Annotated in this window: 11 protein-coding genes; 7 read left to right on the plus strand and 4 right to left on the minus strand. The window is 65.3% G+C overall.

Annotated features, from left to right (window positions below):
• Positions 1-7 precede the first annotated feature (7 nt).
• Complete coding sequence (locus tag SRAH_RS03310; RefSeq protein WP_171816022.1) at positions 8-631, minus strand: YitT family protein; 624 nt, start codon at positions 629-631, stop codon at positions 8-10.
• Positions 628-1,776 (minus strand): sensor domain-containing diguanylate cyclase, encoded by a 1,149-nt coding sequence (locus tag SRAH_RS11920; RefSeq protein WP_045476023.1) that lies wholly within the window; start codon positions 1,774-1,776, stop codon positions 628-630. The genes SRAH_RS03310 and SRAH_RS11920 overlap by 4 nt, the downstream gene beginning before the upstream one ends.
• Before the next feature lie 60 nt (positions 1,777-1,836).
• Here SRAH_RS11920 and hemH point away from each other — a divergent pair, with 60 nt between their 5' ends.
• Together hemH and SRAH_RS03325 are read left to right on the plus strand one after the other, a co-directional pair.
• Positions 1,837-2,928 carry a ferrochelatase gene (hemH, locus tag SRAH_RS03320; protein WP_029461932.1) on the plus strand — a complete coding sequence of 364 codons (1,092 nt, stop codon included), beginning with the start codon at positions 1,837-1,839 and terminating at the stop codon, positions 2,926-2,928.
• 195 nt (positions 2,929-3,123) lie between these two features.
• Positions 3,124-3,678: a phasin family protein gene (locus tag SRAH_RS03325; RefSeq protein WP_029461933.1), complete on the plus strand. Its 555-nt coding sequence runs from the start codon at positions 3,124-3,126 to the stop codon at positions 3,676-3,678.
• Between the two features lie 20 nt (positions 3,679-3,698).
• Here the strand turns inward: SRAH_RS03325 and SRAH_RS03330 are convergent, their stop codons facing one another.
• Complete coding sequence (locus SRAH_RS03330; protein WP_082039925.1) at positions 3,699-4,646, minus strand: patatin-like phospholipase family protein; 948 nt, start codon at positions 4,644-4,646, stop codon at positions 3,699-3,701.
• A gap of 116 nt (positions 4,647-4,762) precedes the next feature.
• Here SRAH_RS03330 and SRAH_RS03335 point away from each other — a divergent pair, with 116 nt between their 5' ends.
• The 5 genes from SRAH_RS03335 to rpoD all read left to right on the plus strand — a co-directional run bounded on the left by SRAH_RS03335 (position 4,763) and on the right by rpoD (position 13,123).
• Positions 4,763-5,815, plus strand: coding sequence for a Fe(3+) ABC transporter substrate-binding protein (locus SRAH_RS03335; protein ID WP_045476044.1), 1,053 nt, complete (start codon positions 4,763-4,765; stop codon positions 5,813-5,815).
• 118 nt (positions 5,816-5,933) lie between these two features.
• Positions 5,934-6,692, plus strand: a complete 759-nt coding sequence (locus SRAH_RS03340) for a 3-hydroxyacyl-CoA dehydrogenase (protein WP_029461936.1) — start codon at positions 5,934-5,936, stop codon at positions 6,690-6,692.
• Between the two features lie 61 nt (positions 6,693-6,753).
• A complete protein-coding gene (locus SRAH_RS03345) occupies positions 6,754-8,289 on the plus strand; it encodes a GGDEF domain-containing protein (protein ID WP_029461937.1) in 1,536 nt (511 codons plus the stop codon).
• Positions 8,290-8,319: 30 nt separating this feature from the next.
• A complete protein-coding gene (gene dnaG / locus SRAH_RS03350; RefSeq protein WP_029461938.1) occupies positions 8,320-10,410 on the plus strand; it encodes a DNA primase in 2,091 nt (696 codons plus the stop codon).
• A 310-nt stretch (positions 10,411-10,720) separates the two neighbouring features.
• A complete protein-coding gene (rpoD, locus tag SRAH_RS03355; protein ID WP_045476026.1) occupies positions 10,721-13,123 on the plus strand; it encodes an RNA polymerase sigma factor RpoD in 2,403 nt (800 codons plus the stop codon).
• Positions 13,124-13,127: 4 nt separating this feature from the next.
• On the opposite strand, the gene SRAH_RS03360 is transcribed toward rpoD, so the two are convergent.
• A complete protein-coding gene (locus tag SRAH_RS03360) occupies positions 13,128-14,597 on the minus strand; it encodes a methyl-accepting chemotaxis protein (protein ID WP_171816023.1) in 1,470 nt (489 codons plus the stop codon).
• Between the last annotated feature and the right edge of the window lie 44 nt (positions 14,598-14,641).

The raw sequence follows: 14,641 nt of genomic DNA on the forward strand, positions 1-14,641 counted from the left end.
CGGACCTTCAAACCCCCATGTAGCGGCCGGCGCGGTGGTTGACTGCAATGACCATGTTCAAGGCCAGCGCACCCAGCAGCGACAGCAGCACCTGCTTGGGCGGCAGCAGGGTGAAGGCGACCAGCAAGAGCAGCGCATCAAAACCCATCTGCACCACCCCGGCGCGCCAACCCAAGCGCTTTTGCAGGTACACCGCCAAGATGCCCAATCCCCCGAGGCTGGCATGGTGGCGCAACAGCATCAAAATGCCCGTGCCCGCAAGCAGCCCGGCCAGCACGGCGGCCAGCACCGGGTGCAAACGCTCAAACCCCAGCCACAAGGGCAGCCACTGCACCCACAGCGCCAGCAAGGCCACGGCGGCAAAGGTTTTGAGCGTGAACACCGGCCCCAGCGTCAACCAGGCAAACACGTAAAACGGCAGATTGACCACAAACAACAGCCAGCCCAGTGGCCACGTGAGCGCGTAATGCAGCAAAAAAGCCAGCCCGGTGGTGCCCCCCGTGAGCAGCTGCGCGTGCTGAAACATCAGCACCGCCAAGGCCACGAACAAGCTGCCCACCAGCAGGCCCTGCGCGTCTTCAAAGTGGCTGTGTGGGGCTGCGGCAACCCCGGCCAGTGGCGGCTGGCTCATGGGCTCGCTTGGCAAGGTTCAGCCAGAACGACCCGGTTGCGGCCCTGGGCCTTGGCCGCGTAAAGCGCCAGATCGGCTTGGTGGATGAGCATTTCGGGTTCACTGGCGTGCATGGGGGCCACCGCCACCCCGACCGACAGGCTCAGGTTCAAACGGGACCCGTTGACCCATATCTCGAGTGCTGCAAAAGCCTGCCGCCACCCTTGGGCGCGCTCGTAGGCTTCATCGACCCCCATGCCGGGCAGCAGCAGCAAAAACTCCTCGCCCCCATAGCGGCAGGCCAGGTCTTCGCGGCGTATCGAATCGCTCAGCAACTGCGCCAAGCGCACCAGCACCTGATCGCCCGCGCCATGCCCATAGCGTTCGTTTATTTGCTTGAAATGATCAATATCGAGCAGCGCCACGCACAGGGGCGCCCGCTCGCGCTGGCAACGCGCCCATTCGCGTTGCAGGGTGGACTGCAGATAGCGGCGGTTGAACAAGCCAGTGAGCGGGTCGCGAATGGCCTGTTCGCGCAGTTCCACCTGCAGCCGCTCGATGTCATGCAAGCGCTCGGAAAGCGCGCTATTGAGTGCCTGCAACTCGGACTCGCGCACCTTGAGAGATTCCCGGGTTTGGCGCAAGGCCAGTGTGCGCTGGTGCGCGAGCACGCCTATGCCCATCAGGTAAATTGATAAGCCCAGCGCAGAAAGCAACATCACCCAGTTTTCTTCTTGGGGCTGGAGCGGCCACCCTGCCAAGGTGCCCCCAAGCAAAGCGCCGGCCGCAAACAGCCCGATCGCCCAAAGGATGCCATCGACCCCGCGAAAAATGGCGCTGTTGACTGTGCTGCCGATAAACAAGGTGAGTGAAATAAAAGCCGGAAAACCCAGCCAAGCCGCCCACGCGCCAAACAAGAAGCTGTCAAGCCACAAATTCTGGATCTCGGCCTGCCTGGGGTCGCCGGCCCGGCGGGCGCGCAGATACACCAGATGCGGGTAGAGCAAGAACTGCACCGCCAACAGCAACCATGCCAGCAGTGGCGGATCGTGCTCCCACAGGTGAATGGCCAAAAAAATCAGCACACACGGGTACGCGAGGCTGCGCACCACCCAATGGGTCGTGACGATCCAGTGCAGCCGGGGGGCAGGCGCGGTGACAGACATGCCGATGGTTGTAATTTTTATGGAAAATGAACAAGCGTTCGATTTGTATGAGAATAGCATATGTCCATGCAAACCGAACCCCCCTATTCGCATGATCAAAGCCCAAAAACCGGGCTTTTGTTGTGCAACCTTGGCACCCCCACCGCCCCCACGGCCGCGGCGCTGCGACCTTATTTGGCGCAATTTTTGAGCGATCCGCGGGTGGTGGAACTGCCCCGATTGCTCTGGTGGCCGATTTTGCATGGCGTGGTGCTGCGGCTGCGGCCGCGCAAGTCGGCCGCCAAGTACGCCAGCATCTGGCTGCCCGAGGGCTCGCCGCTCAAGGTCTGGACCGAACGCCAGGCCAAGCTGCTGCAGGGCTACCTGGGCGAACGCGGGCACCACGTGCAGGTGCGCTGGGCCATGCGCTACGGCCAGCCCTCAGTGGCCAGCGGGCTCGATGCGCTCAAAGCGGCCGGTTGCACACGCATTCTGGTGCTGCCTGCCTACCCCCAGTACAGCGCCGCCACCACCGCCAGCGTGGCCGACGCCGTATTTGCTTGGGGGCGCACGGTGCGCAACCTGCCTGAGCTGCGGCTGGTGCGCAACTACCACGACCAGCCCGAATACATAGCCGCGTTGGCGGCCTCGGTGCGCAGGCACTGGCAGGCACACGGACGCCCCAACGTGCTGCTGCTGAGCTTTCACGGCATGCCGGCGCGCACGCTCGAAAAAGGCGACCCCTACCACTGCGAATGCCACAAAACCGCGCGCCTGCTGGCCGAGGCGCTGGGCCTGAGCGCCGACCAGTACCGGGTCACCTTTCAGTCGCGTTTCGGCCGCGCCAAGTGGCTACAACCCTACACCGAACCCACGCTGATCGAACTGGCGCGCAGCGGTGTGGATCGGGTGGACGCGATCTGCCCCGGCTTCTCCTGCGACTGCATCGAGACACTGGAGGAAATCAACCTCGAAGCCCGCAGCGCTTTCCTTCAAGCCGGCGGCAAGGCGTTTCATTACATCCCCTGCCTCAACGACAGCCACGAGGGCATGCAAGCCTTGACCGCATTGTGCGAACAGCATCTGTTGGGCTGGCCCACTCGGCTGCCGCCCGACCCCAGCGCCTGCGCGCACAGCCGCCAGCGCGCTTTGAGCATGGGCGCCAAAAGCTGAGCAGGGCACTCCAATCTTTAACCCAAGGGCTCGCGAAAAGCCTACAATGGTAGAAGTGCTGCGGCGCAGCATGTGCAACCTGTCTGGCGTCCTTGATAGTTTAAGGCCCTCCCTGACCTGCGGTCGGGCTTAGCCGCCGCTGCGGACGCTGCCTTTGTTTTTTGACCCGATCCATTTTTTCCAAGGAGCCTGACCATGTTGACCGCCGAGCAAATGATTGCTGCCCACAAAGCCCAGATCGAAACCCTCTTTGGCCTTACCCAGACCGCCTTTGAGGGCGTCGAGCGCTTGCTGGAGCTCAACCTGCAAGCCACCCGGGCGGCGCTGTCCGAATCGTCCAACAACGCGCAAGCCTTGCTCAGCGTCAAGGACGCCCAGGAGCTGATGGCCTTGCAAGCCGCGCTGATGCAGCCCTTGGCCGAAAAAACCGCTGCCTACAGCCGCCAGTTGGTTGAAATCGCGGCCGGTACCGGCTCGGGCTTGGCGCGCTTGGCGCAAGCCCAAGGTGCCGAGGCCCAACAAAAATTCATGGCCGTGGTGGACAACGTGGCGCGCAACGCGCCGGCTGGCTCTGAAACGGCTGTGGTGGTGATGAAAAATGCCGTGGCCTCGGCCAACACCGCCATGGAAACGGTGCAGCGTGCCGTCAAGCAGGCCACCGAGGTGGCGCAATCCAATTTCCAAAACATGAGCGATTCGGCCTTGGCGACCGCCAAGGCCACCCCGACCCCGGGTGGCACAAAACGCTGATTGCGTCCGTTTAACCAGGGTTACGCCGCCGCAATGGGGCGCAGGTGTTGCCTGAGCTGGGGCAGCATGTGTTCCATGGCGGCGCGCCCGGCGGCAATGGCTTGTTGCCGCACGCCAAAGTCGGCGCTGCCCATGCCCGCCAAATCGGGCCGCACCACGGTATCGGCCCCGGCCAGCGCCAGCCGGTTGATGCTCTGGCCCATGATGGTGAAGGTGCGCAGCAGCACGCGCAGCGCATCGGTGGCATACCCTTCGCTGAGGGCGCTGGAAATGTCCACCGCCAGCACCCGCTCGGCGCCCATGGCGCGCGCCTGCTCCACCGGCACCGGCGCCACCAGCCCGCCATCCACGTAGTCGCGCCCGGCAATTGATACCGGCGTGAACACCCCCGGCACGGCGCTGGAGGCGCGCACCGCCAGCCCGCTGTCGCCACGCCTAAACAGCACCCCGGCGCCGCTGCCCAGGTCGGTGGCCAGCACACCCACCGGCAGCGCCAGCTCCTGCAAGGGCCGGTTTTGCACCATGCGGTTGACCATGCGCGCCAGCGCCTCGCCGCGCAGCAGGCCGCGGTTGAACAGCGGCAGCGACCAGTCGGTGATGGTCACCTCCTCCATCTCCAGTGCGGCCTGTTCCAACTGTTGCCCGTTCATGCCGCTGGCGTAGAGCACCGCCACCAGGCTGCCGGCCGAGGTGCCGGCCACCAGCGCCGGCCGTATGCCCTCGCGCTCCAACACCTGAATCACGCCAATGTGGGCAAAACCGCGTGCCGCGCCACCTCCGAGCGCCAAGCCCAGTCGCGGCGGGCGCAACGGGGCCGGGGTGGGTGGCGCAGGCACGGGCGCCGGGCCCACGCCCAAGGTCCCGCAACCGGCCAGCGCGAGCAGCATCCCGGCAGCCGCAGCGCGCCGGCTCAGGCCACCCAACCGAGTCGCGTCCGCACCCGTCGCGTCATCTGTGAAATTTTCCATCAACCGCCCGTAATTCAAACAGGAATCATTTTCGTTTGTGCTAAGATAGCGCCGCGTCTCTCCCACGCAACAGCAATCCGCCCGATCAACCCACCCACCGCAAACTCACCATGACACTGCGCAAAACCCTGACCTTAGCCTTGAGCGCGCTCACGATCTCAGCCCTTGCCGGCACGGCCATCGCCCAAGATCGGGTGCTCAACCTGTATTCTGCCCGCCACTACCAGTCGGATGAGCTGATCTTCGCCGAGTTCACGCGCACCACCGGCATACGCATCAACCAGGTGCAGGCCGACGACGCCGGCATCATGGCCCGCCTGCGTGCCGAAGGCGCGGCCTCTCCGGCTGACGTGGTGCTGCTGGTCGATGCCGCCCGGCTGGCGCTGGCCGACAGCCAAGGCATGTTCCGCCCGATCCAATCCGCCGCGCTCAACGCCGCCATCCCGCCCAACCTGCGCGCCGCCGCCACCCCGCAAGGCGTGACATGGTACGGCTTTTCGGCCCGGGCGCGCGTGATCGCCTTTGACCCGGCGCGTGTGCGCCCCGAGCAAATCGCCACCTATGAGCAACTGAGCGACCCGGCCCTGCGCGGCATGATCTGCTCGCGCTCGGGCTCGCACCCCTACAACCTGACGCTGTTTGCTGCGATGATCGAGCGCCACGGCGAAGCACGCACCGAAACGTGGCTGCGCGGCGTGGTGGCCAACTTGGGCCGTGCACCGGTGGGCGGCGACACGGATCAGATTCGCGCCGTGGCTTCCGGCGAATGCGCCATCGGCATCACCAACAGCTACTACGCAGCGCGCCTGATGCGCTCGGCCCGCCCCGAAGACCGTGCCGTGATGGAGCGCGTGCGCCTGCTGCATCCCAACCAAGCCACCAGCGGCACGCACATGAACGTGGCCGGCGGTGCCGTGGCACGCCACACCCGCCAGCCTGAAATGGCGCAGCAGTTCATGGAGTTCTTGGCTACGCCGTTTGCGCAGCGCACCTTTGCCGATGCCAACAACGAGTTCCCGGCCGCCCGTGGCGTGACCATCGACAACCCGGCCCTGCGCGCCTTGGGCGGTGCATCCGGCGCCTTTAAGCAAGACGAACTGCCGCTGGGCGACGTGGCACGGCACCTGACAGCGGCGCAGCGCCTGCTGGACCGGACCGGATTCCGCTAAGCAAAGCGCAGGGTCAGCCCAGACCGACCCCGCCTTCTGACCCACCCGCCCCAAGCTCGCGCTGGGGGCGGGTTTTTTGTCCCATAATTGACGCACACGTCAACTAGGAGCGACGCTCATGCAGATCGAAGGCAAGGTATTCATCGTCACCGGCGGCGCATCGGGCTTGGGTGAAGGCACGGCGCGCCATTTGAGCAGCTTGGGCGGCCGGGTGCTGCTGGCCGACCTGAAGGTCGAAGCCGGCCAGGCGCTGGCAGCCGAAATCGGGGCCGAATTCATGCCCTGCGATGTATCGAGCGAGGCCGACGGCCAGGCGGTGGTGCAGCGCGCCTGCGAGCTGGGCTACTTGGCGGGCTTGGTCAACTGCGCCGGCATCGCTGCAGCCGAAAAAACCGTGGGCAAAAACGGGCCGCACGAATTGGCGCTGTTTGCCAAAACGCTGCAAGTCAACCTGCTGGGCAGCTTCAACATGATCCGCCTGGCCGCCGCCGCCATGAGCCGCAACGCGCCCGAGCCCAGTGGTGAGCGCGGGGTCTTGATCTCTACCGCATCGGTCGCCGCCTACGACGGCCAGATCGGGCAAGCCGCCTACGCCGCCTCCAAAGGCGGGGTGGTGGGCATGACGCTGCCGATCGCGCGCGACCTGGCGCGCAACGGCATCCGCAACATGACGATCGCCCCCGGTATTTTCGGCACTCCGATGCTCTTTGGCATGCCACAAGAGGTGCAAGACGCGCTCGCTGCCAGCGTGCCCTTCCCCTCGCGCCTAGGCCGGCCGCTGGACTACGCCCGGCTGGTGCAGCACATCATCGAAAACGAAATGCTCAACGGCGAAGTGATCCGCCTCGACGGCGCGATCCGGCTGCCGCCGCGCTAACGCAGCCGAGCGCCGGGGGCGCTAAGATGGGCGGCTCTAACATGCGAACCCCTCCCCTGCCATGACGGCCTCTACCCCCCAAGACATCGCGCGCGAAGCGGTCAAGCGCCTGACGGCGCGCAAACTGCCGCCCACGCCCGAGAATTTTCAAACCTACTACCACGAGGTGGCCGGCACCCGGCCGCTCAAGCCCTTTCCGCTCGAAAACCTGCGCCAGATCGCGCAGGCACTGCCCGACGCCACCCCGGCGCAGCAACGTTTCAAGACGCAGTTTGGCAAGGCGGTGTCGCTGCACAGTTGGGAAGATCTGGAAAAAGCCCTCACGCAGCAGATCAGGAGCCAAGCCCCCACCGAAGCCCCTGCAACAGCGCCTACCGTCACGCTCCCGGCCCAGGAACGGGAGCGCTTCCCGCCCGACTTGCTCGAACAAATGGCGCGCCTCGTCGGCAACGCCCTGCCCGCCGTGGGCAACGACGACCGCAAAGTGGTGGAGTTGGCCGATGACTTGATGCGCTATCTGCGCCTGCCCGACCAGCATCCGCCTGCGCTGCGCAAGCTCATGGCCGACTTTGCCTTTAGGCTCTCCTTCGTGGCCGAGGAACAGGCCGCCATCCGCGAAACGCTGCTCAAGCTGCTGCACGCCGTGCTCGACAACGTGCGCGCCCTCAACCCGGAGCAGCCGTGGCTGCAAAAGCAGCTCAGCGCCATGATCGCAGTGGCCCAGCCGCCCTTGTCGATCCGCCGCCTCGAGGAAGCGCAGTCGCGCCTCAAAGACCTGACCCGGCTCCAGCTCGAGACGCAAGAGCAAATGCTGGCGGCCCAAAACGCGATGAAAGAGACCTTGGCCGTGTTCATGCAGCGCCTGGGCGAAACCGCCGCCAGCAGCGAGCAGTACCAGCAGCGCTTCGAGCACTTTGCGCACCAACTCGAGCGCTCCACCAGCCTGGCCGAAATGACCCCGGTGTTGCAACAGGCCATTCAGTCGGCGCGCAGCCTGGCGCTGGATAGCCAGCGCACCGGTGCCGATCTGGGGGCGCTGCGCCAACGCGCCAGCCAGGCCGAAGCGCAAGTGGCGCAGTTGCGCGACGAACTGCAACGACTGAGCGAACAGGCCAGCCACGACGCGCTCACCGGCGCCCTGAACCGCAAGGGCATGACCGATGTGCTGGAGCGCGAAACCTCGCGCGCGCAGCGCCTGGGCAGCAGCTTGTGCCTGGCCTTGCTCGACCTGGACGACTTCAAACGCCTCAACGACCGCCTCGGCCACCTCACGGGCGATGCCGCTTTGCAGCATCTGGCCACCGTGGCCAAGGCCGCGCTGCGCCCGCACGACTCGCTGGCGCGCTACGGCGGTGAGGAGTTTTTGATCATCCTGCCCGACATCGAACCCGACGAAGCGCTCGAGGTGGTGCGCCGGGTGCAGCGCGAGCTTTCAACCCAGTTGTTCCTGAGCGGCAGCGAGCGCGTGCTGATCACCTTCAGCGCCGGCGTGACGCAACTGTTCGAGCACGAAACGCTGGCGCAGGCGCTGGAGCGCGCCGACCAAGCCATGTACGCGGCCAAGCGGGCCGGTAAAAACCGCGTCTTGCGTGCTTGAGGTGCTTGCGTTGTTTGAGGCTCCCTCGCCGTGAGCATTCCACAAGCCTTTTTGCAAGAGCTGCTGGCCCGGGTCGATATCGTTGAAGTCGTGGGGCGCCATGTGGCGCTCAAAAAGGGCGGCGCCAACTTTCTTGGTCTGTGCCCTTTTCACGACGAAAAATCGCCCTCCTTCACGGTCAGCCCGACGAAGCAATTTTTTCACTGTTTCGGTTGTGGCAAGAGCGGCAGCGCGCTCGGCTTTTTGATGGAGCACACCGGCGCCGGCTTCATTGAGGCGGTGCAAGACCTGGCGCAGCAAGCCGGGCTGAGCGTGCCGCAAGATGAAGAAACCCCGGAACAAAGGGCGCAGGCGTCGGCCCTGCGGCGCCAGCGCAGCAGCCTCTCGGAGTTGCTGGAGCAGGCCGCGCAAGCCTACCAGCAGCAGCTCAAGGGGGCGCCGCAAGCGGTGGATTACCTCAAGCGCCGCGGCTTGAGTGGCCAAATTGCCAAACAGTATGGGATCGGCTACGCCCCCGGGCAGTGGCGCTTTTTGTCCACCGCAGTGGCCGATTATCAAAACCCGCTGCTGGTCGAGGCCGGGTTGGTGATCGAGGCCCATGCGGCCCATGAAGCGGGTGCCGATGCGGCCGCTGCGCCTGAATCGGGCAGCGGCTCGGGGCGCAGCGGCAAGCGCTACGACCGCTTCCGGGACCGCATCATGTTCCCGATCCGCAACGTCAAAGGCCAGTGCATCGGCTTTGGCGGCCGGGTGCTGGGAGCGGGCGAACCCAAATACCTGAACTCGCCCGAGACGCCCCTGTTTTCCAAGGGGCGCGAGCTCTATGGCCTGTTCGAGGCGCGCAGCGCCATCCGCCACGCCGGCTGCGTGCTGGTCACCGAAGGCTATATGGACGTGGTGGCTCTGGCCCAGCACGGCTTGGGCTATGCGGTGGCCACGCTGGGCACCGCCTGCACGCCGGAGCAGGTGCGGCTGCTGTTTCGCTTCAGCGACACGGTGGTGTTTGCCTTCGATGGCGACAGCGCGGGCCGGCGCGCCGCCCGCAAGGCCCTGCCGGCCGCCCTGCCTTGGGTGGGCGACACGCGCAGCGTCAAGTTTCTTTTTTTGCCGCCCGAACACGACCCCGACAGCTTCATTCGAGCCCACGGCGCGCCGGCATTCGAGCAAGCGCTGGCGCAAGCCCTGCCCTTGAGCCGCTTTTTGCTCGATGTGGCGGCCGAGGGTTGCGCGCTCGACACGCCCGAAGGCCGCGCGCGCCTAGCCAGCCAGGCCGAGCCCCTATGGAGCGCGCTGCCCGAGGGCGCCTTCAAACACCAGATGTTGCTGGAGCTGGCCGATCGGGTGGCCCTAGACGGACGCGACCTGCTCGCGCTGTGGCAACCCAAGCCACCGCACGCATCCAAGGCGCCACGCCGTGTACCCGGGCGAACCGCTGCCGATCCGGGCTACCCTCGGAGCAGCCCATCCAACCCGCCCAACCCGCCCTACCCGCCCACTGCGACGGCTACGGCCTCAGCGGCGCTCGATTTGCCCCCCCCTGCACGGCGGCACGACCTCCAGCCAACCTCGGAGGGCGCACGTGCCAGCGCCCCTTGGCCCGGGTTTGCGCCCCCGCGTGCCCAGCGCCCAACCCGGCGCACGCCGCGCGGTCTGCTCGGGCGCGCCGACCGGGTGGCGCGCATCGTGCTGGCCGCCTCGCAGGCCTGGGACTGGCTCAGCGCCGACGACCACCAGTTGCTGGCCCAGCAAGCGGCGCCACACGGGGCGCTGTTTGCCTGGCTGGAGGGTCAGTGGCTTGAACACGGCCCGCAGCCGTGGGCGGCGCTGCGTGAAGCGCTGCGCGGTCAAGCCTTTGAGGCGCTGGCGCTGGAATTGCACAGCGGCGGCATGGTTCTGGAACAAGCGGCGGCCCCAGCGCATGCGCCCAGCGAAGCCCTTGACCCCACCGACCCCTCCGGCGTGCGCAGCGAACTGCGCGAATTGCTGCGGCTGCTGCACATCGAACGGCTGATGCAGCTCGAAAACGAATTGATCGCCCATGCCGCAGCCGACGCCGGGCAAATGCAGCGCTACCGAGAGGTGACGGCGCAGCGAAAAATCCTGCAAAACAGCAAGACCTGACGCCGCCTTGGGCCAGATCGGGCCGGCCCTTAACCAATCAGGCAAATTTGCAAACCAAGCGGCCTATCGACTGATGGGCTACAATGACCGGTTAGCACAAGTGCGACAGCAGCACCTCCGAACCGGCCAACGCCCATGCATGGGCAACAGGGCTCCAAGCCCCCGGCCACTGGTCATCCAGCCCTCGCAAGGACTGCACCCCAAATGTTCGCCCGCCCAACTTGTGCCGCACTCCCCCTGACGGGGCTTGAGTACCTTTTGTGTTGCCCTTGTTCGCCCCTATTCGTTCCTGTGCGCGTCGGCTGGCTCTATGCCGCTGCCGCCCCACCCATCGCTCGGGTTTTGGCCCGTGCAGAAAGCGCCGTTCGTGAGCTCAAAAAAACCGACTGCCCAAGCCCCCGCCAGTGCCCCAGTGGCCAGCGAAGCAGCTTCCAGCCTAGAGCCGATTGGCGCTGCGGCGCCCGCAGCCCGTAACAAGCCGGCCCGCAGCAGCGCCAGCAAGCCAGCGACGGCACCTCGTGCCAACAAGGCTGCGGCGGCAACGCCTGCACCGCTGGTAGCCGCAGCAGCGCCCGCCGAGCTTGCCGCCGAGGCCGTGGCGCCCGCAAGCAAGCGCAGCCGCAAGCCCAAGGCAAGCCCCAAGTCTGCTCAGGATCCGATCCCGGCGGCGCCTTCGGACAGAGACGAAGTCGACCTGATCGACCTCGAAGAAGAATTCAGCGTCGAGACCGAAGCCGGTGAAGCCGACCACGTCACCGACGCCGCCGATGCCACCGAGCCGGCCGAAAAAGCCAAGCCCTTGCGCATGAAAATCAGCAAGGCCAAAGAGCGCGCCCTGATGAAGGAGTTCGGGCTCGACGACACCGTGCTCACCGAAGAAGAGGCCAAGGCCCGGCGCGACCACCTCAAGGCCCTGATCAAGCTCGGCAAAACGCGCGGCTACCTCACGCACGGCGAAATCAACGACCACCTGCCCGACAAACTGGCCGAAGCCGAAACGCTGGAGGTGGTGGTTTCCTTGCTCAACGACATGGGCGTGGCGGTCTATGAACAAACGCCCGACGCCGAAACGCTGCTGCTCTCCAACGCCGGCCCCACCTCGGCTACCGAAGAAGAAGCCGAAGAAGAGGCCGAAGCCGCGCTCTCGACCGTGGACAGCGAGTTTGGCCGCACCACCGACCCGGTGCGCATGTACATGCGCGAAATGGGCACGGTCGAGCTGCTCACGCGCGAAGGCGAGATCGAGATCGCCAAGCGCATCGAAGGCGGCTTGAACGAGATGATGGCCGCGATTTCGCAGTCGCCCGCCACCATCAACGAAATCATGACCATGGCCGACGAAATTCGCGCCGGCTCGGTGGTCATCTCCACCGTCGTCGATGGCTTTGCCGACGCCGACGCCGCCGACGACTACGTGGCCGAAGAAGACTTCGACGACTACGACGAAGCCAGCGACGACGACGGCAAAGGCGGCTCCAAGGCGGTGTCGCGCAAAATGGAAGAACTCAAGCGCGAGGCCTTGCTGCGCTTTGAAGCCCTGCGCGAGCTGTTCGATCAGTTGCGCCTCAGCTACGACCAGCACGGCTACGCCAGCCTGGCCTACCAGCAGGCGCAAGCGCAGCTGACCGACAAGCTGATGACGATCCGCTTCACCGCCAAGGCGATCGAAAAACTGTGCGACACGGTGCGCCAGCAAGTCGAGTCGGTGCGCAAAAAAGAGCGCGAGCTGCGCCGCATCATCGTCGACAAGTGCCGCATGCCGCAAGACAAGTTCGTGGCCGACTTCCCGCCCAACCTGCTCAACCGCCAGTGGGTGCAAAAGCAGGCCGCCGCCGGCAAGCCGTGGAGCGCTACCATGGGCCGCCACATTCCGCCCATCCAAGAACTGCAGCAGCAACTGATCGACCTGCAATCCAGCGTGGTGGTGCCGCTCGATCAGCTCAAGGCCATCCACAAGCGCATGAACGACGGCGAGCGCATGTCGCGCAACGCCAAAAAAGAGATGATCGAGGCCAACTTGCGGCTGGTCATCAGCATCGCCAAAAAATACACCAACCGCGGCCTGCAGTTCCTCGACCTCATCCAAGAGGGCAACATCGGCCTCATGAAGGCGGTGGACAAGTTTGAATACCGGCGCGGCTACAAGTTTTCCACCTACGCCACGTGGTGGATACGGCAGGCCATCACGCGCTCGATCGCCGACCAGGCGCGCACCATCCGGATTCCGGTGCACATGATCGAAACCATCAACAAGATGAACCGCCTCAGCCGCCAGCACCTGCAAGAGCACGGCTTCGAGCCCGACGCCTCGATGCTGGCCGAGAAGATGGAGATCCCGGAAGACAAAATCCGCAAGATCATGAAGATCGCCAAAGAGCCGATCTCCATGGAAACCCCGATCGGCGACGACGACGACTCGCACCTGGGCGACTTCATCGAAGACAGCGCCAACACCGCCCCGATCGACGCCGCCATGCAAGCGGGCTTGCGCGAAGTGGTCAAAGACATCCTCGACACCCTGACACCGCGCGAAGCCAAGGTGCTGCGCATGCGCTACGGCATCGAAATGTCCACCGACCACACCCTCGAAGAAGTGGGCAAGCAGTTCGACGTCACGCGCGAGCGCATCCGCCAGATCGAAAACAAGGCGGTGCGCAAACTCAAGCACCCGAGCCGCTCCGACAAGCTGCGCAGCTTCATGGATACGCTCTAAGTTTTCACTCCAGCCGGAAGCGGCGCACCACCTCCGAGAGCTGGCGCGCCTGATCGCTCATGGCGCTGGCGGCCGCCGCGCTTTGCTCGACCAGCGCCGCGTTTTGCTGCGTCATCTGATCGAGCTGGCTGACTGCGGCGTTGATCTGCGCCACGCCTTCGGCCTGCTCGCCCGAGGCGCTCGATATTTCGGCCACCACATCGCGCACGCGCTCGACCTGTTCGACGATGGCCTGGATCGATTCACCCGCTTGGTTCACCAGACCCACGCCCGCCCCGACCCGATCGACGCTGTTGTTGATCAACACCTTGATCTCTTTGGCCGCTTCGGCGCTGCGCCCAGCCAGCGAGCGCACTTCGGAGGCCACGACCGCAAAACCGCGCCCGGCTTCACCCGCCCGCGCTGCCTCGACTGCGGCGTTGAGCGCCAAGATATTGGTCTGAAACGCGATGCCGTCGATGACGGAGATGATTTCGCTGATTTTTTTCGACGCTTGCTGGATCTCGCTCATGGTATGCACCACGCTGCCCACCACCTCGCGCCCCTGTTGTGCACTCTGGCCGGCGGTGCGGGCCAGCTCGCTGGCGGTGCGCGCTGAAGCGGCCGAGTGCCCGATGGCGTCCGACATGCTCTCCATGCTGGCGGCGGTCTGCTCCAGGTTGCTGGCGCTTTGTTCGGTGCGCTCACTCAGGTTCTGGTTGCCCGCCGCAATTTCCTGTGCCACCGCCGTGATGCCGTCGGTGCCGTGGCGCACGTCGGCCACCACCTGGGCAATCTGATCGCGCATGGCGTTCAGGGTGCGGCTCATCTGGCCGAACTCATCGCCGCGCTCGATCGACAAACGCGCACCGATGTTGCCATCGGCCATCTGCTGCGCAAAGACCATGACATCGTTCAGCGGCGCCCGTATGCTGCGAATCAGCACCGCTGCACCCCCCAAAATAAACAGGATCAGCACCCCCAGCATGGCGCTGGACCTGAGGATATTGGCGTTGCGGTATTCGGCAAACACCGCCTGCGACTGCTGCAACTGGGTGGCTTGCAGCGCCGCAAATTCGCGCAGGCTGCTCATGTAGGGTGCAATACCGGGGTTGAACTGTTGGGCGATTTCTTGCATCGCCCCTGCCGCGTTGCCCTGCTCGCGCAGCGCCCTTGCCCGTGCCAGCGAATCCAGCACCGCCTGGCGCTGCGCCGCAATGCGCTGCATCAGTTCGCGCTCGGGCGCGCTGGTGGCGAGCTCGGCGAGCCGGGTTTGCACCTCGTTAATCTGGCGCACCGTCTGGGGTATGAGCTCCCGGTACAGGGTTTCGAGTTCGGGGTTGGCCGAAATGAAAGTGGCTTGCACCCGCGTCACGTTGGTTTCCACCAGCCCGGCCCAGAGCGTGGCCAGTTGCAGCTTTTCGCTCTTTTGCGCCAGCACGGCCTCCGATTGAGCTGTGATGGCGCGCGACTGCGTGGATGTGACAAGGACCAAGCCGAGCAATCCAAACATCAGCAACACCACACCCAGCCACAACT

The sequence above is a fragment of the Serpentinimonas barnesii genome (assembly GCF_000696225.1).
Taxonomy (GTDB): domain Bacteria; phylum Pseudomonadota; class Gammaproteobacteria; order Burkholderiales; family Burkholderiaceae_C; genus Serpentinimonas; species Serpentinimonas barnesii.